Source organism: Klebsiella sp. BIGb0399, assembly GCF_003752615.1.
Taxonomy (GTDB): domain Bacteria; phylum Pseudomonadota; class Gammaproteobacteria; order Enterobacterales; family Enterobacteriaceae; genus Klebsiella; species Klebsiella lignicola.
Genome location: NZ_RKHT01000006.1, coordinates 612,626 through 631,516 on the forward strand (window position 1 = coordinate 612,626; position 18,891 = coordinate 631,516).

General features: G+C 58.2%; 17 protein-coding genes. 6 read left to right on the plus strand and 11 right to left on the minus strand.

What is annotated here, in order from left to right:
* The gene (moaE, locus tag EDF82_RS13580; protein ID WP_123756049.1) at window positions 1–453 is read left to right on the plus strand and encodes a molybdopterin synthase catalytic subunit MoaE; all 453 of its coding nucleotides are present in this window, start codon (window positions 1–3) and stop codon (window positions 451–453) included.
* A 45-nt stretch (window positions 454–498) separates the two neighbouring features.
* Window positions 499–1,203, plus strand: coding sequence for a Bax inhibitor-1/YccA family protein (locus tag EDF82_RS13585; RefSeq protein ID WP_123756050.1), 705 nt, complete (start codon window positions 499–501; stop codon window positions 1,201–1,203).
* 77 nt (window positions 1,204–1,280) lie between these two features.
* On the opposite strand, the gene clsB is transcribed toward EDF82_RS13585, so the two are convergent.
* Both clsB and EDF82_RS13595 read right to left on the minus strand, forming a co-directional pair.
* A complete protein-coding gene (clsB, locus tag EDF82_RS13590) occupies window positions 1,281–2,519 on the minus strand; it encodes a cardiolipin synthase ClsB (protein ID WP_123756051.1) in 1,239 nt (412 codons plus the stop codon).
* On the minus strand, window positions 2,516–3,277 hold the full coding sequence (locus tag EDF82_RS13595) for an endonuclease/exonuclease/phosphatase family protein (RefSeq protein ID WP_123756052.1): 762 nt from the start codon (window positions 3,275–3,277) through the stop codon (window positions 2,516–2,518). The genes clsB and EDF82_RS13595 overlap by 4 nt, the downstream gene beginning before the upstream one ends.
* A gap of 131 nt (window positions 3,278–3,408) precedes the next feature.
* Here EDF82_RS13595 and EDF82_RS13600 point away from each other — a divergent pair, with 131 nt between their 5' ends.
* Complete coding sequence (locus tag EDF82_RS13600) at window positions 3,409–3,846, plus strand: YbhQ family protein (protein WP_123756053.1); 438 nt, start codon at window positions 3,409–3,411, stop codon at window positions 3,844–3,846.
* Window positions 3,847–3,893: 47 nt separating this feature from the next.
* Here EDF82_RS13600 and EDF82_RS13605 read toward each other — a convergent pair whose 3' ends face one another.
* Genes EDF82_RS13605 through cecR form a run of 5 tightly spaced genes read right to left on the minus strand, consistent with a single transcriptional unit; the run spans window position 3,894 to window position 9,573 of the window.
* A complete protein-coding gene (locus EDF82_RS13605; protein ID WP_123756054.1) occupies window positions 3,894–5,000 on the minus strand; it encodes an ABC transporter permease in 1,107 nt (368 codons plus the stop codon).
* Window positions 5,001–5,048: 48 nt separating this feature from the next.
* A complete protein-coding gene (locus EDF82_RS13610) occupies window positions 5,049–6,182 on the minus strand; it encodes an ABC transporter permease (protein ID WP_174508437.1) in 1,134 nt (377 codons plus the stop codon).
* The gene (locus EDF82_RS13615) at window positions 6,172–7,911 is read right to left on the minus strand and encodes an ATP-binding cassette domain-containing protein (RefSeq protein WP_123756056.1); all 1,740 of its coding nucleotides are present in this window, start codon (window positions 7,909–7,911) and stop codon (window positions 6,172–6,174) included. The genes EDF82_RS13610 and EDF82_RS13615 overlap by 11 nt, the downstream gene beginning before the upstream one ends.
* Entirely contained in the window at window positions 7,904–8,899 is a 996-nt protein-coding gene (hlyD, locus tag EDF82_RS13620; RefSeq protein WP_123756057.1) for a secretion protein HlyD, read from the minus strand. The genes EDF82_RS13615 and hlyD overlap by 8 nt, the downstream gene beginning before the upstream one ends.
* Complete coding sequence (gene cecR / locus EDF82_RS13625) at window positions 8,896–9,573, minus strand: transcriptional regulator CecR (RefSeq protein WP_123756058.1); 678 nt, start codon at window positions 9,571–9,573, stop codon at window positions 8,896–8,898. Before cecR ends, hlyD begins: the two co-directional genes overlap by 4 nt.
* A 284-nt stretch (window positions 9,574–9,857) precedes the next feature.
* Between cecR and rhlE the strand changes: the two genes are divergently transcribed.
* The 3 genes from rhlE (at window position 9,858) to ybiB (ending at window position 14,639) form a co-directional block, all read left to right on the plus strand.
* The gene (rhlE, locus tag EDF82_RS13630) at window positions 9,858–11,258 is read left to right on the plus strand and encodes an ATP-dependent RNA helicase RhlE (protein WP_123756059.1); all 1,401 of its coding nucleotides are present in this window, start codon (window positions 9,858–9,860) and stop codon (window positions 11,256–11,258) included.
* Between the two features lie 225 nt (window positions 11,259–11,483).
* Complete coding sequence (dinG, locus tag EDF82_RS13635) at window positions 11,484–13,628, plus strand: ATP-dependent DNA helicase DinG (RefSeq protein WP_123756060.1); 2,145 nt, start codon at window positions 11,484–11,486, stop codon at window positions 13,626–13,628.
* A gap of 42 nt (window positions 13,629–13,670) precedes the next feature.
* Complete coding sequence (gene ybiB / locus EDF82_RS13640; RefSeq protein ID WP_123756061.1) at window positions 13,671–14,639, plus strand: DNA-binding protein YbiB; 969 nt, start codon at window positions 13,671–13,673, stop codon at window positions 14,637–14,639.
* A gap of 121 nt (window positions 14,640–14,760) precedes the next feature.
* Here the strand turns inward: ybiB and ybiJ are convergent, their stop codons facing one another.
* The 4 genes from ybiJ to EDF82_RS13660 form a co-directional block, all read right to left on the minus strand.
* The gene (gene ybiJ / locus EDF82_RS13645; protein WP_123756062.1) at window positions 14,761–15,021 is read right to left on the minus strand and encodes a DUF1471 family protein YbiJ; all 261 of its coding nucleotides are present in this window, start codon (window positions 15,019–15,021) and stop codon (window positions 14,761–14,763) included.
* Window positions 15,022–15,306: 285 nt separating this feature from the next.
* On the minus strand, window positions 15,307–15,573 hold the full coding sequence (locus tag EDF82_RS13650) for a DksA/TraR family C4-type zinc finger protein (RefSeq protein WP_123756063.1): 267 nt from the start codon (window positions 15,571–15,573) through the stop codon (window positions 15,307–15,309).
* Window positions 15,574–15,836: 263 nt separating this feature from the next.
* A complete protein-coding gene (ybiX, locus tag EDF82_RS13655; protein ID WP_123756064.1) occupies window positions 15,837–16,514 on the minus strand; it encodes a PKHD-type hydroxylase YbiX in 678 nt (225 codons plus the stop codon).
* Between the two features lie 45 nt (window positions 16,515–16,559).
* The gene (locus tag EDF82_RS13660; protein ID WP_123756065.1) at window positions 16,560–18,848 is read right to left on the minus strand and encodes a catecholate siderophore receptor Fiu; all 2,289 of its coding nucleotides are present in this window, start codon (window positions 18,846–18,848) and stop codon (window positions 16,560–16,562) included.
* Between the last annotated feature and the right edge of the window lie 43 nt (window positions 18,849–18,891).

Below are 18,891 nucleotides of genomic sequence, written 5' to 3' on the forward strand. Positions count from 1 at the left end.
ATGACGCAGACCCGCATTGTCGTCAGCCCAGCACGCTTTTGCGTGGGTGACGAATACCCGTGGCTGGCCGAGCGCGATGAAGACGGCGCGGTGGTGACCTTTACCGGCAAAGTGCGTAACCACAATCTTGGCGATAGCGTGAAGGCGCTGACCCTCGAGCACTATCCGGGGATGACGGAAAAGTCGCTGGCGGAGATCGTCGAACTGGCGCGGGAGCGCTGGTCGCTGGGCCGGGTGACGGTGATTCACCGCATCGGCGAAATGTGGCCGGGCGAAGAAATTGTGTTTGTCGGCGTGACCAGCGCCCACCGCAGCAGCGCCTTTGAGGCCGGGGAGTTCATTATGGACTACCTGAAAACCCGGGCGCCGTTCTGGAAGCGTGAAGCGACGCCGGAAGGCGAACGTTGGGTGGATGCCCGCGATAGCGATCGTCAGGCGGCAGAGCGCTGGTAGTGTGATACGCTTAATCAGAGATACCGTGTTAATCAGGAGATAGTCATGGACAGATTCCCACGTTCAGATTCCATCGTTCAGGTGCGAAGCGGCCTGCAAACCTATATGGCTCAGGTTTACGGCTGGATGACGGTCGGCCTGCTGCTGACCGCCTTTATTGCCTGGTTTGCCGCCAATACCCCGGCGGTGAGAATGTTTATTTTCTCCAGCCAACTGGTCATTATCGGGTTGGTTATTGCCCAGCTGGCGCTGGTCTTCGTGCTCTCCGGGATGGTACAGCGGCTGAGTGCTGGGGTAATGACCACGCTGTTTATGCTCTATTCGGCGTTGACCGGGCTGACGCTATCCAGCATTTTTCTGGTCTACACCTACTCGTCGATTGCCAGCACCTTTGTGATCAGCGGCGGGATGTTTGGCATCATGAGCCTGTACGGCTATACCACCAAACGCGATCTCAGCGGCTTCGGCAACATGCTGTTTATGGGCTTGATTGGTATTGTTCTGGCGTCACTGGTTAACTTCTGGCTGAAGAGTGAAGCTTTGATGTGGGTGATTACCTATATCGGGGTGATTGTCTTTGTCGGCCTGACCGCCTATGACACCCAGAAGCTGAAAAACATCGGCGAGCAGATCGATACCCGCGACGGTTCAACGCTGCGCAAATACGCCATACTCGGCGCCCTGACGCTGTATCTGGACTTTATCAACCTGTTCCTGATGCTGTTGCGTATTTTCGGCAACCGCCGTTAAGAAACCCCATCACCATTATCAGCCCCGGGACGCATTGCGTTACCGGGGCGATATCTCCTGCACGCCGTTGCCTGCAATTACACTTCCTGATTTTGTGCGTCCAGCCGATCCTGAGTTTCAATTTCCGGCTGAACCGGCGGGTTGACCCGCGCCAGCTGCGGCGTATGGGCTGGCAGCCAGCCGACCCAGGCCGGGAAGTGACGTAAAAAGTGGAAGGCAATCACGCTCTGACCCAGATTCCACCAGCTGCGGGTGGGCAGCATCGATTTATCCACCTGCTTGCAGTCCTGGGCGATAAGCCCGTCAAGATTGTCGCGCAGGGTCTGATTGAACTCGCGATCGTGGATAATCAGGTTCGCTTCGAGATTTAACGACAGGCTCAGCGGGTCGAGATTGCTGGAGCCGACGGTGGCCCAGTGATCGTCCGCGAGGGCCACTTTGCCGTGCAGCGGGCGGCGGCGGTACTCAAATATCTGCACGCCCCCTTTGACCAGATAGCGATACAGCAGGCGGGCGCCGACTTTAACAATGGGAATATCCGGCTCGCCCTGCACAATCAGCTTCACCCGCACGCCGCGGCGGGCGGCATTGCGCATCGCATGCAGCAGCCGGTAGCCGGGGAAAAAGTAGGCATTGGCGATGATCACTTCCCGGCGGGCGCTGGTCAGCATCTTCAGATAATGCCGTTCAATATCATCGCGATGTTCATGATTATCCCGCCAGACAAACAGCGCCTGGGCCTCACCGGGGCTGCGGTTAACTTCCGGCGGGTGTCGGCGGCGCAGCCAGCGGCGGCGGGTTGAGGCGTTGTCAGGCAGGTTTTCCAGCTCAAACTGCAGAATATCCAGAACCACTGGCCCTTCGACCTGCACGGCGTAATCTTGTTTTGCTTCCGGGCCATAATCGGTCATGTGTTCGGCGGAGTAGTTAATGCCCCCGACAAAGGCCGTCGTTTCATCAATCACCACGATTTTGCGATGCATGCGGCGAAACAGATTGGTGCGCATGCCGAGCAGCCGCGGGCGCGGATCGTAGTAGCGAAATATCACGCCGGCGGCGCTCAGTTCATCGACGAAACTGGCGCTTAGGTCGGGTGAGCCGTAGCCGTCGAGCAGCACTTCCACCTGGATCCCGCGCCGGGCGGCCTGCAGCAGCGCCGCGTGGAGCTGCCAGCCGACATCATCTTCAAACCAGATAAAGGTTTCGAGGATCACTTTGCGCTGCGCGCGGGCAATGGCGGCGAACAGGGCCGGATAGTAGTTATCGCCATTCTCCAGTAAACGGATGCGGTTTCCTTCCTGCCAACGGCATTTCATAGCTGAATCTCCACGCTCAGCGGAGCATGATCCGACAGGCGACGCCAGGGATGACGCGCCAGGGCGGTTGGTTGGCTGGCGCGGGTATTTTTCACGTAGATCCGATCCAGGCGCAGCAGCGGAAACCCGGCCGGGAAGGTTCTCGCCGGGCGACCGCGGGCGCGGGTGAAGATCTCCTCCAGCCCGGCCTGGGCCTTCAGCGGGTGGTTAGCCTGCTGGCGCCAGTCGTTAAAGTCTCCGGCCACCACTACCGGTTCTGCGGCGGGCAGGCGATTAACCCGCCCGGCGAGCATCGCCAGCTGGGCGCGGCGCTGCCGGGCGCTCAGGCCCAGGTGCACGCACAGCAGGTGCAGCGCCACGGTGCTTTCCGGTACCACGATCCGGCAGTACAGCAGGCCGCGCTTTTCGCTGTCGCCCACTGAAATATCGATATTTTCATGATATTCGATGGGAAAGCGGGAGAGGACAGCGTTGCCGTGGTGCCCTTGCGGGTAGACCGCATTGCGCCCGTAGGCGTAGTCGCTCCACAGCGAGTCGGCCAGGAATTCATAATGGGGATCGTCCGGCCAGTTATCGACATTCTGCGGGTGAACGGTATGCTCCCCGGTAACTTCCTGCAGACACACGATGTCGGCGCTGACGCTTCTGACGGCGTCACGCAGCTCCGGCAGCATGAAGCGTCGGTTAAACGTCGTGAACCCTTTATGAATGTTAAGGGTCAGTACATTGAACGACCATCCGTGCGATTTCTCGACCATATTTCTCCAGTCAATGTCACTTTCCTGAATGAAATAGTGTAGTAGGTGTCACAAAAAGATGCGGTGTTACGGAATTTTCCGTAAAGTGCGGTACTCTGAGCTATAGATAAAGATCCTTCAGGAGAGAAGCCATGAAGTGGCAACAACGTGTACGCGTCGCAACTGGACTCAGTTGCTGGCAGATTATGTTGCATCTACTGGTCGTGGCAGTACTGGTGATGGGTTGGATGAGTGGCGTGCTGGTGCACGTCGGATTAGGGCTGTGCGTGCTGTATGGCGTCACGTTACTGTCGATGCTGTTTTTACAGCGTCACCATGATTCACGCTGGCGTGACGTCGGTGACTTCCTTGAGGAGCTCACCACCACCTGGTACTTTGGCGTGGCGGTGATCGTGCTGTGGCTGCTGTCCCGCGTGCTGCATAACAATCTGCTGCTGGCCGTGGCTGGCCTGGCGATTCTGGCAGGTCCGGCGGTGGTATCCCTGCTGGCGAAAGATAAAAGTCGTTACCCTAAAGCCTTCGGACTGCATCAGGGTAGCAACGCCGTGAATCCGCATAAACACAGATAACCTGTGGCTGAGACAGCCTGAACGATGACGGGGAGCCCCTCAAGCGTTCAGGCTATCTTCCGGCGAAACATCGCATACGCCGCCGACCCGGTGGTGGCGGCAATCACCAGCAACGGCCACAAACTTCCCCACACAATATCCAGACTCGCATCCTTCAGATATATCTGCTTGGTAATATCGGTAAAGTGACGAATCGGGTTTATCCAGGTCACGTCCTGCAGCCACTGCGGCATATTCTCCACCGGCGAAACGTAACCGGAGAGCAAAATCGCCGGCATCATAAAGACGAAGACGCCGATAAAGGCCTGCTGCTGCGTTGAGCACAGGGATGAAATCAGCAGCCCGAAGCCCACCAGCGACAGCCCGTAAACCACCATCGTAAAGTAGAACAGCATCAGCGACCCGGCGAAGGGGATTTGATAGGCCCAGATGCCAATCGCCAGCACGATGGTGGCCTGCAGCGTAGCGACGATCAGCGCCGGTACCGCTTTACCGACGAAAATTTGCCAGGTGGCCAGCGGCGACACCAGCAGCTGATCGAGGGTACCTTGCTCGCGCTCGCGGGCGACCGACAGCGACGTGACGATCATCACCCCGATGGTGGTGATCATGGCGATCAGCGACGGCACCACGAACCACTTGTAGTCGAGGTTCGGGTTGTACCAGTTGCGGACGATCAGCTCGCTGTTGTTTGGTTTCGCTTTCCCTTCCAGCAACTCCTGCTGGTAGTTTTTGACGATCTGCTGCAGATAGTTAGCGGCGATCTGCGCGCTGTTCGAGTTGCGCCCGTCGAGCAGCAGCTGGAGCGGTGCGGTCTGGTTGGTGTCGAGGTTGCGTGAGAAATCTGCCGGGAAGCGGATCAGCAATAACGCTTTTTGCTCATCGATGGTCGGGCGGATCTCCTGCGGGCTTTTCAGCAGCAGCACGTGGGTGAATGCCTTGGCCCGGGCGAAACGCTGGGTCAGCTCCACCGCATGACGACCGTTGTCTTCGTTGTAGATGGCAATGGTGGCGTTGGTGACTTCCAGGGTGGCGGCGAAGGGAAACAGCAGCACCTGAAGCAGGACCGGCATAATCAAAATCGCCCGCGTCTGCGGCTCGCGCAGTAGCGATTGCAGTTCTTTGCGGATTAAGGTCCATAGGCGATGGAACATAGTCAGTCTCCCTGTAAACGGCCTGTTATTTCAGGTTGGCGCGTCATGTTAATCCAGGCGTCGTTTGGTCTTCAGCCACGTCAGGCCGATAAACATTACCGCCGAAGCAATTAAAAACAGCGTGTTCACCAGCAGCACCACCGGAATATTGCCCGCCAGAAACAGGCTTTGCAGGGTGCTGACAAAATAGCGTGCCGGGATCACGTAGGTCACCGCGCGGATCACCGCCGGCATACTGTCGATCTGGAAAATAAACCCCGAGAGCATAATCGACGGCAGAAAGGCGGCGTTGAGCGCCACCTGCGCGGCGTTAAACTGGTTGCGGGTGATGGTCGAAATCAACAAGCCCATTCCCAACGTGCTGAGTAAAAACAGGCTGGTTATCAAAAACAGGATCACCAGCGAACCGCGAAACGGCACGCCGAGAATAAAGACCGCCACCAGCATGCACAGCAGCATCGCCAGCATGCCAAGGAAATAGTAGGGGATCAGCTTACATAGCAGCAGTTCGGCGCGGGTGATCTCGGTCGACAGCAGCGCCTCCATGGTGCCGCGCTCCCATTCGCGCGCCACCACCAGCGAGGTCAGAATCGCGCCGACCACCGTCATAATGATGGTAATCGCCCCGGGAATAATAAAGTGCTGGCTGATGGCAGCCGGGTTGAACCAGTAGCGCATCTGGACATCAATCAGCGGTTCAAAGGTTTCACCGCGATCCTCTGCCCGCTGCTGCTGCCAGATTTGCCAGATGCCCTCGATGTAGCCCTGAGCAAAGTTGGCGGTATTGGGCTCGCTGCCATCGGTAATCAACTGAATCGGAGCATCGTCGCCGGGGCGCGCCATCTTCTGGTCGAAATCGACCGGGATAACCACCAGGCCGCGAATTTTCCCCGCCTGCATCAGCTGAATGAGCTGCTGACGATTGTCGCTGACCGTGGCGTCAATATAGGGCGAGCCGGTCATGGTGTGCACGAAATCCAGCGCCTCTTCGCTGCGCTGCTCCAGCAGAACGCCGACTTTCAGCTTGCTGGAGTCGAGGTTAATACCGTAGCCAAAAATAAACAGCAGCAGCAGGGGGATGACCACTGCAATCAGCCAGCTGCTGGGGTCGCGAATAATCTGTCGCGTCTCTTTGACACACAGGGCGCGGACGCGTCGCCATGACAGGATCTTAGCGCTCACGAGCATGCTCCTTATCCCAATCGTGAATCAGGGTGATAAACGCCTGTTCCATGGTGGGATCGGGCTGTTCATCGTTCGCCGCCAGCGCCTTCAGGGCATCCGGCGTGCCGCTGGCGATCAGTTTGCCGTGGTACACCAGGCCAATGCGATCGCAATACTCGGCCTCGTCCATAAAGTGGGTGGTGACCATCACCGTGACCCCTTTATCCACCATGCTATTAATATGCAGCCAGAATTCACGGCGGGTGATGGGGTCAACGCCGGATGTCGGCTCATCGAGAAACAGAATATCCGGCTCATGCATCAGCGAGCAGGCCAGCGCCAGACGTTGCTTATAACCGAGCGGCAGCTCATCGGCGGCATGGCTGGCGATGCTTTGCAGCCCAAAGGCGTCGCTCATGCGGGCGATTTTCTCGTTCTGCGCCCGGCCTCGCAGGCCGTACACGCCGGAGAAGAAACGCAGGTTTTGCTCCACGGTCAGGTTGCCGTACAGCGAAAACTTCTGCGCCATATAGCCCAGGTGCTGGCGCGCCTTGCCGGAGCCGACTTTCAGATCCATCCCCAGCACCAGCGCCTTGCCGGAGGTCGGAACCAGCAGGCCGCACATCATCTTGAAGGTGGTGGATTTTCCGGCGCCGTTGGGGCCGAGCAGGCCGAAAATTTCCCCGCGCTTGACGCTGAAATCGACGTGGTCGGTGGCGGCAAAGTCGCCAAATTTTTTGGTCAGGCTTTGGGCTTCGATGACCGTCTCATCATGGTTGCCCTCGACGCGGTGGATTATCTCCCCCAGCGGCGATTCGGCGGTGGCGGCGCCGCCCAGCAGATCGATAAAGGCATCTTCAAAGCGCGGGATGGTTTCGGCTATTTCCAGCGCCGGCATCTGGCTGTTGTGCTGTACTTCGTCAATGGTGGCCTCTTTTTTGAGGATCAGCCGTACCGATTTCCCCTGAATAACGCCATCGCTGATCTGCGGCAGCTTCAGCGCGCGCTGCAGCAGGCGACGGTTGTTCTCTTCGCGACTGGAAACGAGGAAGCTGCGCCCGGCCATGGTCTGGGTCAAGGCTTTCGGCTCGCCCTGGTACAGTAGCTGGCCTTCGTTCATCAGCAGCACGTCGCGGCACTGCTCCGCTTCATCAAGGTAGGAGGTGCTCCAGAGGATCAGCATCCCGTCCCCCGCCAGTTCGTGCACCATTTGCCACAGCTCGCGGCGAGAGATTGGGTCAACGCCGACGCCGGGTTCATCGAGCAGCAGCACCTTCGGCTCGCCCACCAGGGTACAGGCGAGGCCCAGTTTCTGCTTCATGCCGCCGGACAGTTTCCCCGCCAGCCGGTCGGTAAAGGGGCCGAGGGAGGTAAACTCCAGCAGCCGGGCGAAGGTCTGTTTGCGCGCCTCGCCGGTGACGCTGCGCAGATCGGCATACAGCGTGAGGTTTTCCATTACCGTCAGGTCTTCATACAGGCCGAATTTCTGCGGCATGTAGCCGAGTATCGCGTGCAGCGCGCTGTCGTCGGCAATCGGATCGAAACCGAGCACCCTGGCGCTGCCGCCGTCGGCCTTCAACAGGCCAGCCAGCATGCGCATCAGGGTGGTTTTCCCCGCGCCGTCAGGGCCTACCAGCCCGGTCACGTAGCCGGCGTGAATGGTGCAGTTAAGCGGCGCCACGGCGGGGCGGTCCATGCCGGCAAAACGACGGGTCAGCCCGCTGAGGGTGATAACATCCTCATTCATGTCCGTTCCCGTTGCTGAAGGTGATGGTAACCGGCATCCCCTGGCGCAGCGAATCATCGGCATCGGCCACGATAATACGCAGACGATAGACGAGGTCGGTACGTAAATCCGGCGTCTCTACGGTCTTCGGCGTAAATTCAGCCGTCGGTGAGACGAAGCCAATTTTGCCGTGCCAGGGCTGGTTCGGGCGGCTATCGGTGTACAGCAGCACTTCACGTCCGGGCGTCGCCTGGCCGAGATTTTTTTCATCGATGTAGGCGCGAACCCACACCGGATGGGTTAACGACAGCGTCATGACCGTCCCGCCGGCGCTGAGCATGCTGCCCGGCTCGACGGCGCGGGTCATCAGCATGCCATCGGACGGGGCGACGAGCGTGGTGTCGTGCAGATCGAGCTTCGCCTGCGCTAAGGCCGCCTGCGCCTGCTCAAGGCTGGCTTTGGCCTGGGCAATTTCCTGCGGGCGGTTACCGGCGCGATACTGACGCAGTTTGTCCTGGGCAGACTTCAGCGTCGCCTGCGCCTGGTCGCGGGAGGAGCGTGCGTTTTCAAGATCGTTCACCGAGATAGCGCTGCTCTGGCGCAACCCCAGCTGGCGCTGATAGAAGTTCTGCGCGTAGTCATAGGCGGCCTGCGCCTGTTTTACCGCGGCGGCGGCCTGGGCAATCTCTTCCGCCCGGTAGCCCGCCATCATCAGGTCGTATTGCGCCTGGGCGGTGGAGACATTGGCCTGCGCCTGCTGTAAGGCGTTTTCATAAGGGGCGCGATCCAACTGGCCCAGCGTCTGCCCGGCCTGAATCTTATCGCCCTCATCAACGTCCAGCGACGCCAGCCGTCCGCCGACGCGGAAGCTCATGTTGACGGTCCGAATATCGACGTTGCCATACAGGGTCAGCTCCCGATGCTGACTGCTTTGATACCACCACCAGCCGCCGCCGCATGCGGCGATCAGCAGCAAAACTAACAACACGATAACGACGGGTTTTTTCATGATCCCAGACTCCTTTGCGATAACCCTTGCAGAACAAAATCAATGTGGCAGGCGACAACCTGGTAAATTTGCTCAGTTTTTTCTTCGTCGAACTGCGCCCATCCGGTGCGCAGCAAAATGGTTTCCCGCCCGAGACGGAACGCGAGAATTTCCCCCAGCAGCGCGTGGGTGTGGAGGATCATTTGTGTGTCATCGGCGTCCAGACCGGTAAACGCGGCGATTAAACGGGTCAGGTAGCGGTGAAGCGGGGCGATCACCTGGCTGTGGATCAGCTGATAGGCCGGGGTCGGCGAGAGCTGCTCGCGAGAGATGAATTTGCTGAGATTCACCGTGTCGTCCTGGGTCAGCAGTAAAATCATGTTCTGGCAGGCGCGCAGGATCAGCCCGCGAATGGCGGCCTTATCCGGTGACGGGGTATTCAGCAGCGCTTCTGCCGCATCGGCATGAGGGTGAAAATTATGGCTGATGAAATCGGCAATCCACTGCGCGCAGGCGAGATACAGGTCATCTTTCGAGCCGAAATAGTAGGGGATCGCGGCGATATTTTGCCCGGCCTGCGCGGCAATATCGCGGGTGGTTGCATGCTGACCGTATTCACCAAACTGGGCGATCGCGGCGGCAATCAACTGGCTTTTGGCTTGTTCGCCTTTGGTGGTTGCAGGTGTCGTATTCATCGCGGCGTTAAAGAATTAATCAATCGATTGATTAAGAATATATCCGGTTCGCGGAACTGTCCAGAATGGTGAATACTCTCTGTGACGTTCTGTGACATCCGACGTTGCCGGGCAGGGGGACGAGGATTATCCGGCGGAAAAACCCCGAGGGGATATTTTATGCGCTACGTCACAAAACCTGCTAGACTGCGCCCCTTCATGGCATTGTGGTTTTTGCCATCTCTTATTGCAATAATCTCCCCGAAAACTACGCCTGTCATGGGCCGGGGCGGTTTGGAGTTGTTATGTCTTTTGATTCCCTTGGCCTGAACCCTGATATCCTGCGCGCCGTCGCTGAACAAGGTTACCTTGAGCCAACCCCAATTCAGCAGCAGGCGATCCCTGCGGTGTTGCAGGGTCGCGATCTGATGGCCAGCGCCCAGACCGGCACCGGCAAAACGGCGGGCTTTACGCTGCCGCTGCTGCAGCATCTGATCCAGAAAGAGCCGCATGCCAAAGGCCGTCGCCCGGTGCGTGCGCTGATCCTCACGCCAACCCGTGAGCTGGCGGCCCAGATCGGCGAAAACGTTCGCGATTACAGCAAGTACCTGAATATCCGTTCGCTGGTGGTCTTCGGCGGCGTGAGCATTAACCCGCAGATGATGAAACTGCGCAGCGGCGTGGATGTGCTGGTGGCGACCCCTGGGCGCCTGCTGGATCTTGAACATCAGAATGCTGTCAGCCTTGATAAGGTTGAGGTGCTGGTACTGGACGAAGCCGACCGCATGCTGGACATGGGCTTTATCCACGATATCCGTCGCGTGCTGGCGAAGCTGCCGGCTAAACGACAGAACCTGCTGTTCTCCGCGACCTTCTCTGACGACATTAAAGCCCTGGCGGAAAAGCTGCTGCACAACCCGCTGGAGATCGAAGTCGCTCGCCGCAACACCGCTTCCGAGCAGGTGACGCAGCACGTGCATTTCGTTGATAAGAAGCGCAAGCGGGAACTGCTGTCACAGATGATCGGCGAAGGTAACTGGCAGCAGGTGCTGGTCTTTACCCGTACCAAGCACGGTGCCAACCATCTGGCAGAGCAGCTGAATAAAGACGGCATTCGCAGCGCGGCCATTCATGGTAATAAAAGCCAGGGCGCCCGTACTCGTGCCTTAGCCGACTTTAAATCCGGCAGCATTCGCGTGCTGGTGGCCACCGATATCGCCGCGCGCGGTCTGGATATCGAAGAGCTGCCGCACGTAGTGAACTACGAGCTGCCGAACGTACCGGAAGATTATGTTCACCGTATCGGTCGTACCGGTCGTGCTGCTGCCACCGGCGAAGCGCTGTCGCTGGTCTGCGTCGACGAGCATAAGCTGCTGCACGACATCGAACGTCTGCTGAAAAAAGAGATCCCACGTATCGCGGTTGCAGGTTATGCGCCGGACCCGTCGATCAAAGCCGAGCCGATTCAAAACGGTCGCCAGCAACGTGGCGGCGGCGGTGGTCGTGGTCAGAGCCAGGGTCGCGGCGGTCAGGGGCAGGGGCGTAACGCTCAGGGCCAGGGCCGCAGCCAGCAGTCTGCTCCACGTCGTCAGGAAGGCGATGCGCCGAAAGCCGGAGCCAGACCTTCCCGTCGTATCGGTGATGCGAAACCGACCGGCGAACAGCAGCGTCGCCGTCGTCCGCGTAAACCCGCAGCGGCTGAATAACGGTATCTCCCGCGGTTATGTCACCGGGTTGTAGTCTGGTGATATAACTTCCCCCGGATGGTGGTCATCACGCCGTCATCCGGGGCGTTTTCCTGCTTGCCCTGCGATTCGCGCCCGGGCGTTATCAATTCCCGAGCCTCATTCCACATTACGCAGAAAGAAATTCCTCCCGGCCGGCAAAAAGTGTCACAATAGTGGCTGTTTATACAGTATTCAGGTTTTCTCATGGCTTTGACCACTGCGCTAAAAACGCAAATCGCCGCCTGGTATAAGGCGCTTCAGGAACAGATTCCGGACTTTATTCCCCGTCCACCGCAGCGGCAGATGATTGCTGATGTGGCGAAAACGCTCACCGGGGAAGAAGGACGACACCTGGCAATTGAAGCCCCCACCGGCGTCGGGAAAACCCTGTCCTATCTGATCCCCGGGATTGCTATCGCCCGTGAGGAGCAGAAAACGCTGGTGGTCAGTACCGCCAACGTGGCGCTGCAGGATCAGATCTACAGCAAAGATCTGCCGCTACTGCGCAAAATCATCCCTGATCTGCGTTTTACCGCCGCCTTTGGGCGCGGGCGCTACGTGTGTCCGCGAAACCTGACGGCGCTGGCCAGCACCGAAGCCACCCAGCAGGACCTGCTGGCGTTTCTGGATGATGACCTGACGCCGAAGAATCAGGCCGAGCAGGTGCTGTGCGCAACGCTGAAAAGCGACCTCGATAGCTACCGTTGGGACGGCCTGCGCGATCATACCGATAAACCCGTCGACGATGCGCTGTGGAGCCGTCTGAGCACCGATAAGGCCAGCTGCCTGAACCGCAACTGTCACTACTACCGCGAATGTCCGTTTTTCGTCGCCCGGCGCGAAATCCAGGAAGCGGAAGTGGTGGTGGCGAACCATGCGCTGGTGATGGCGGCGATGGAGAGCGAAGCGGTGCTGCCGGAGCCGAAAAACCTGCTGCTGGTGCTCGATGAAGGCCATCATCTCCCGGACGTCGCCCGCGATGCGCTGGAGATGAGCGCCGAGATGACCGCCCCGTGGTATCGGCTGCAGCTGGACCTGTTCAGCAAGCTGGTGGCGACCTGCATGGAGCAGTTCCGCCCTAAAACTACGCCACCGCTGGCGAACCCCGAGCGGCTGACCAGCCACTGCGAAGAGCTGTATGAGCTGATCGCCTCGCTGAACAACATTCTTGCGCTGTATCTGCCCGCCGGTCAGGAAGCCGAGCATCGCTTCCCGATGGGCGAACTGCCGCAGGAGGTGATGGACATTTGCCAGCGGCTGGCAAAACTCACCGACATGCTGCGCGGGCTGGCGGAGCTGTTCCTCACCGATCTCGGCGAGAAAACCGGCAGCCACGATGTGGTCCGTCTGCACCGGGTACTGTTGCAGATGAACCGCGCGCTGGGGATGTTTGAAAGCCAGAGCAAGCTGTGGCGGCTGGCGTCTCTGGCCCAGTCTTCCGGCGCGCCGGTGACGAAATGGGTCACGCGCGATATGCGTGACGGGCAGGCGCATATCTGGTTCCACTGCGTGGGTATTCGCGTCAGCGACCAGCTCGAAAGATTGCTGTGGCGCAGCGTGCCGCATATTGTCGTCACCTCCGCGACGCTGCGCTCGTTAAACAGTTTTTCTCGTCTGCAGGAGATGAGCGGTCTGAAGGAGAAAGCGGGTGACCGCTTTGTGGCGCTGGACTCCCCCTTCAACCACGTCGAGCAGGGCAAAATCATTATCCCGCAGATGCACTACGAGCCGCTGATCGATACCGAAGAGCAGCATATCGCCGAAATGGCGGCCTATTTCCGCGAACAGGTCGAGAGTAAAAAACACCTCGGGATGCTGGTGCTGTTTGCCAGCGGCCGGGCGATGCAACGTTTTCTGGAACACGTCACCGACCTGCGTTTGCTACTGTTGGTACAGGGTGACAAACCGCGTTACCGGCTGGTGGAACTGCACCGCAAGCGGGTTGAAGGCGGCGAGCGCAGCGTGCTGGTGGGGCTTCAGTCCTTTGCCGAAGGGCTGGATCTCAAAGGTGAGTTGCTCAGCCAGGTGCATATTCATAAAATCGCGTTTCCGCCGATCGACAGCCCGGTGGTGATTACCGAAGGGGAATGGCTCAAGAGCCTGAATCGCTACCCGTTCGAGGTGCAAAGTCTGCCCAGCGCCTCTTTCAATCTGATCCAGCAGGTCGGGCGCCTTATCCGCAGCCATAGCTGTTGGGGCGAAGTGGTGATTTATGACAAGCGTTTGTTGACCAAAAATTATGGTAAGCGTCTACTGAATGCATTGCCCGTTTTTCCAATAGAACAGCCTGCCGTCCCTGAGGTTACCGTCAAAACGAAAGCCAAACAGACCCGCCGTAAACGGCGATAATAATGCGATGTCGGCGATGTGAGCAGCTAACAGGAGTCTTCGATGGACTACAGCAAGATCATTAAAGAAGTCGGGCGCGGGAAAAATCACGCGCGTGACCTGGATGTGGATACTGCCCGCGCGCTTTACTCGCGAATGCTCGACGGCGACGTGGCCGAGCTGGAGCTGGGCGGGATTTTAATCGCCCTGCGCATTAAAGGCGAAGGCGAAGCAGAAATGAAAGGCTTCTACGAAGCCATGCAGCAGAAGACCTTGCGTCTGACGCCGCCCGTCGCCAGGCCAATGCCGATTGTCATCCCCAGCTATAACGGCGCGCGTAAACAGGCCAACCTGACGCCGCTGCTGGCGGTGCTGCTGCATAAGCTCGGCTTCCCGGTGGTGGTCCATGGCGTCAGCCACGATCCAACCCGGGTGCTGAGCGAGACGATTTTTGAGCTGATGGGCATTCCGGCAACGATACATGCCGGCCAGGCGCAGGCCCGGCTAGACAGTCACGAGCCGGTCTATATTCCGGTCGGCGCATTTTGCCCACCGCTGGAGAAGCAGCTGGCCCTGCGTTGGCGGATGGGGGTACGTAACAGTGCGCATACCCTGGCGAAACTGGCGACGCCGTTTGCCGAAGATGCGGCGCTGCGTCTGTCGAGCGTCTCGCATCCGGAGTATGTCGGCCGGGTAGCCGCCTTTTTTGCCGAGACCGGCGGCCGGGCGTTATTGATGCACGGTACGGAGGGTGAGGTGTATGCCAACCCGCAGCGTTGTCCGCAGATTAGCCTGATTGCGGGAGCGCAAACGCAGGTCTTGTATGAACGGCAAACAGAGGTCGCGGAGGCGCCTGTGGTCCTCCCGGAATCAAAAGACCCGCAGGTGACCGCTCGCTGGATTGAGCGCTGCATGACGGGGAGCGAACCGCTGCCGTCGTCGCTGCGTATTCAGCTGGCATGCTGCCTGGTTGCGACTGGCGAAGTAGCCACGCTTGAGCAGGGGCTGGCGAAGGTCGCAGAGCACTGGTAGCTCGCGGGTCGCTTGTTGGTCGCTTGTGGATAGCACGCAAAAAAAAGCCCGTCCGGTGGCGCGGACGGGCAAACAAGGGTATTTCAAGGGTTTTTTCAGGGGGTAATACAGTGGCTCGCGCTTATTTATAGATAACCGCGGTACCGCTCAATTTGTTGTTGGTGTTCGCAGAAGTGATGCTGTAGCCGGTTGCGCCAGCAGCACTTGCTTTCTCAGCCAGTTTTGCTTCCAGACCGTCCAGCGTCGTTGCGCCTTCCGCAGAAACCACACCAATTTTGTTCATGCTTTCAGCCTGAGCCGACGTTACCGGCTGAGCGGCAAAAGCACCAAAGGACAGGGCAGACAGGGCAATAGCAGCGGCAGCATATTTAATGGTTTTCATAGTCAATCTCTCGCAGGTTATTTTGTTAATGGGACGATGTTCCGTCGATGTGATAAGTATCACGTTTTTTTGCGAGATATAAAATCGAAGGAAATTAACAGTCTCCATCAATTTTTTTGAACCATTATTAATTTATTGAATATTAATAAATTATTTGTCGCCGAAGTCAACGCAAGGGCGATAGCGGCGTGGAGAAAGTTTGAAGGGCACAGATTGCTACTTTATTCGCCAAAAAACGTGCGCGAAAAGATAACGCCTTCTGCGGTAATGAACGGTAAAGGAGAGTCAGCGAAGCTGGCTGTCCTTGGATCCTCTGCGATTATATCCTGAAAATGTATTGTTATGTAAATCTTTATCCTGTTGGCACTTCACGCAGAATCTGACCCCAGGGATCGCCTTACGGCGGGCCTCCGGAATCGGCTCTCCGCATTCATCACAAAATTTGTGGCTCTCGCCGCTGGGAAGCGCATTTCTCGCCCGCGCGACCGCATCGTCGATGGTACTGTCGATTTGATCCTGTACTGCGCCGTCGTTTGCCCAGCCTGATGCCATGCTGCACCTCCATTCAGCGTTACTTAGTAGACTATTTTATTTGCCATTTTGGGCCTGGGCAGTACTCACAAAGATTTATCTTTGAACGCCCTTCAGGGCGGCCCGAAGGGTGAGCGAAGCGAATACAATCCTCACGTACTGCGTGTACGCTCCGGTTGTTCCGCGCTGTCCGTGCTCAAACTGGCTGCAACAATGTACGTCTACTGGGATGGGATATGAATATCAGTATAGAAAACCGGGCGCAGAAAAAGCATCGATAAAGGTCAGATTTCTGACCATTCCCGCAGCAGGTTGTGATAGAGGTTGAGCAGCGACAGCACTTCGTCACTTTCGCCGTGGCGGCTTTTCAGGGTTTGTATATTGCGATCCAGTTCGAACAGCATGCCGCGCCGTTTGTCGTCGCGAATCATCGACTGCACCCACAGAAAGGAGGCCACGCGCACGCCCTGAGTGACCGGCATGACCGAGTGCAGGCTGCTGGAAGGGTAGAGCACCAGATCGCCGGCCGGCAGTTTGACCGAATGCTGACCATAGGTGTCGTTAATCACCAGTTCGCCGCCTTCATAGCTCTCCGGGGCGCTCAGGAACAGCGTGGCGGAAAGATCGGTGCGCATCCAGCCGTTCTGCGCGTGGCTGCGTACCGCGCCGTCAACGTGAAAACCGTAGGTTTCACTCTGCTGGTAGCGGTTAAACAGCGGGCTGGAGATCGTTTTTGGCAACGCCGCGGCGAAAAACAACGCGCTGCGATTTAGCGCCGCCAGCACGTGGTTCTGCAGTTCGTCATACAGCGGGCTGCGGGTATCCACCTGCTGGTTTTTCTTCACCTGCGCGCCCTGATCGCCGGTAGTGGCGCGACCGTCTACCCATTCGGCCTGCTGCAAGCGCTGGTTAAACGCGGCAACGTCCTGCGGGCTGAGGACGGCGGGAATATGGTACATCATCTTTGGTTCTCCAGAGAAAACGGGGCGTTAACGCCCCGTATCGGATCAGAAATGCACATTGGCGGTCAGCAGGAACGTGCGTGGCTCGCCCGGGTGATAACGGTAGCCGCTCTTGTTGATGGAAGCGACGTAATTGGTATCAAACAGGTTATAGACGTTCAGCTGCAGATCGACGTTACGGTTGATGCGATAGCCAACTTTGGCATCGGCCACCCAATAACCTTCGGTGTGGGACGGCGTCCCGACGGCACCATCGCTTCCGCGACGCATGCTGCCAACGTAACGTGCGCCTGCGCCAAGCGCAATCGCATCGGTGGCCTGGTACTGGCTCCAGACGGTAAAGGCGTGCTCCGGGGTATACGGTAACGCGCTGGTGCCATCCTGGGCCACGTCGGACCCTTCGCTGATGCTGGCGCGCTGCTGGGTATAGCCGCCGATGACCTGCCAGTCCGGGGTAATATTCCCGGCCAGCGACAGTTCATAGCCTTCAACCCGCTTCTTACCATACTGCGAGTAAGTACCGTCGTCGTTTTGCTCGACTTCATTCTCAATGTCGGTACGGAAAATCGCCGCCGTCAGCAGCAGGCGCTTATCCAACAGCTCCCACTTGGTGCCCACTTCGCTGGTTTTCGCTTTCTGCGGCTTGAAGTCGGTACGGTTGGCACTGTTGCCGGTACCGCTCTGTGCCAGGGCGAAGTTGTTGCCGCCCGGCGGTTGCTGCGAGATGGCGTAGTTGACGTAGATGTTGCCGTTATCGGTCAGGTGATACAGCGCCCCGGTTTTCCAGTTAACCAGGTTGCCGCTGGTGGACGTATCGACGGTGGTAACCGGGGTATTTTTCGCCACGCCGGTCGGGCAGGCTATGGCGCCACGGCCGGTACCGCCACACAGGCTTGAGCTATCGTATTTGGTCTGGTAGCTGTCCAGACGGATGCCGCCGTTAATCTCGAAATCACGGGTAATCTGCAGCGTGTCGAAGGCATATACGCCGAAGGTATCGGTCTGCCCGTTGGCATTGGCGCCGCTGTGGTTCAGGCCACCCACGGAAACGCCGCTGTTCGGATGGTAGATATTCACCGGTGGCGCGGTAATCGGGTAAACCCCGTAGTTGACCTGGGTTTCGCGGGTGAACTCGATGCCGGTGCTCACGTCGTGCTCCACCGTGCCGGTGTAGAAGGTCGAGGTCAGGTTGGTCTGGTTGGTGACGATTTTATTGCTGACGTCTTTGGTGTTCATGTTACGCGACCAGGTCCAGGTACCCACGTCATTTGGATTCGGCTGGGTGATATTGGACGCGCCGCCCATGATGGCGGTCATCAGGTAATCCTGCTTCACGCGTGACCAGCGGGTGGTATTGCGGATCGTGGTCGTGTCGTTCAGATCGTGCTCGAAGCGCATGGTCACGGTATCGGTGGTGGAGTCGTCGTAATCGGAATCCGTACCGTAGAAATTGCTGGTGGCAACTTTACCGGAGCTGTTGAGGGCGGCGGTGCCAGCGGACGGCGCGGAATATCCCGGCAGGCCAATAGTCGGGATGCCGCCGTCAGGCGTATTGTGCTGGGTGACATGCAGGTAGTTAAGATACAGGCGCGTCCCGGTGTCGAGGCCAAAGGCGATCGATGGCGCGACGCCGTAACGCTCATTTTCGACACGATCCCGTCCGGCATCGTGGTTTTTCTCACCCATCAAATTCAGGCGCACGGCGCTGGTTTCACCAATTTCCTGGTTGATATCCAGCGTACCGCGGCGTGACCAGGCGCTACCTGCGCTGACGGAAGCATCAATGCCGGAGGACAGGCGTGGCTGTTTGCTGATCATATTGATCGAGCCGGTTGGGGCGCTGCGTCCGTAGTCGGAACCGGACGGGCCTTTGATCACTTCAACCTGTTCGGTGTTGAAGGTGTCGCGGGTAACGCTGCCGATATCGCGAATACCGTCAACGTAAATGCTGTTAGAGGTGTCGGCCCCGCGCATGTAGATCGCATCACCGGTCGATGAGTTACCGTTTTCACCGGCATAGAAGGCCCCGACCCCCGGGACGTTTTTCAGCGCATCGGTCAGGTTGGTCACGCCCTGATCTTTCATTACCTGCTCGGAGACCACCGTGACCGTACGAGTTGTATCAACGATCGGGCGGGAAAACTTGGGATCGGCGGATTGTGTCGGGGCATATAACGACGGGGTTTGTGCTTCAACAACCAGCGTTTCGCCGGCGTTTTGTTCAGCGCTGTCGGCTGCCAGCACCTGACCTGTTGGAGAAAGGCTAAGACACAGGCCGGTGAAAATTGTCAGCGAGTTAAAGCTACTGAACGGTAGCTGATGTTTTTTATCCATTTTCAATGAGCAACTTATTGTTTTAATTAGTCATTATGACCAC

Excerpts from the sequence above, each read along its gene's own strand:
- EDF82_RS13615 (WP_123756056.1), bottom strand. The coding sequence starts at position 7,911 with ATGAATGAGGATGTTATCACCCTCAGCGGGCTGACCCGTCGTTTTGCC.
- EDF82_RS13585 (WP_123756050.1), top strand. The coding sequence starts at position 499 with ATGGACAGATTCCCACGTTCAGATTCCATCGTTCAGGTGCGAAGCGGC.
- clsB (WP_123756051.1), bottom strand. The coding sequence starts at position 2,519 with ATGAAATGCCGTTGGCAGGAAGGAAACCGCATCCGTTTACTGGAGAAT.
- ybiX (WP_123756064.1), bottom strand. The coding sequence starts at position 16,514 with ATGATGTACCATATTCCCGCCGTCCTCAGCCCGCAGGACGTTGCCGCG.
- rhlE (WP_123756059.1), top strand. The coding sequence starts at position 9,858 with ATGTCTTTTGATTCCCTTGGCCTGAACCCTGATATCCTGCGCGCCGTC.
- hlyD (WP_123756057.1), bottom strand. The coding sequence starts at position 8,899 with ATGAAAAAACCCGTCGTTATCGTGTTGTTAGTTTTGCTGCTGATCGCC.
- EDF82_RS13595 (WP_123756052.1), bottom strand. The coding sequence starts at position 3,277 with ATGGTCGAGAAATCGCACGGATGGTCGTTCAATGTACTGACCCTTAAC.
- cecR (WP_123756058.1), bottom strand. The coding sequence starts at position 9,573 with ATGAATACGACACCTGCAACCACCAAAGGCGAACAAGCCAAAAGCCAG.
- dinG (WP_123756060.1), top strand. The coding sequence starts at position 11,484 with ATGGCTTTGACCACTGCGCTAAAAACGCAAATCGCCGCCTGGTATAAG.
- moaE (WP_123756049.1), top strand. The coding sequence starts at position 1 with ATGACGCAGACCCGCATTGTCGTCAGCCCAGCACGCTTTTGCGTGGGT.
- EDF82_RS13605 (WP_123756054.1), bottom strand. The coding sequence starts at position 5,000 with ATGTTCCATCGCCTATGGACCTTAATCCGCAAAGAACTGCAATCGCTA.
- EDF82_RS13650 (WP_123756063.1), bottom strand. The coding sequence starts at position 15,573 with ATGGCATCAGGCTGGGCAAACGACGGCGCAGTACAGGATCAAATCGAC.
- ybiB (WP_123756061.1), top strand. The coding sequence starts at position 13,671 with ATGGACTACAGCAAGATCATTAAAGAAGTCGGGCGCGGGAAAAATCAC.
- ybiJ (WP_123756062.1), bottom strand. The coding sequence starts at position 15,021 with ATGAAAACCATTAAATATGCTGCCGCTGCTATTGCCCTGTCTGCCCTG.
- EDF82_RS13660 (WP_123756065.1), bottom strand. The coding sequence starts at position 18,848 with ATGGATAAAAAACATCAGCTACCGTTCAGTAGCTTTAACTCGCTGACA.
- EDF82_RS13600 (WP_123756053.1), top strand. The coding sequence starts at position 3,409 with ATGAAGTGGCAACAACGTGTACGCGTCGCAACTGGACTCAGTTGCTGG.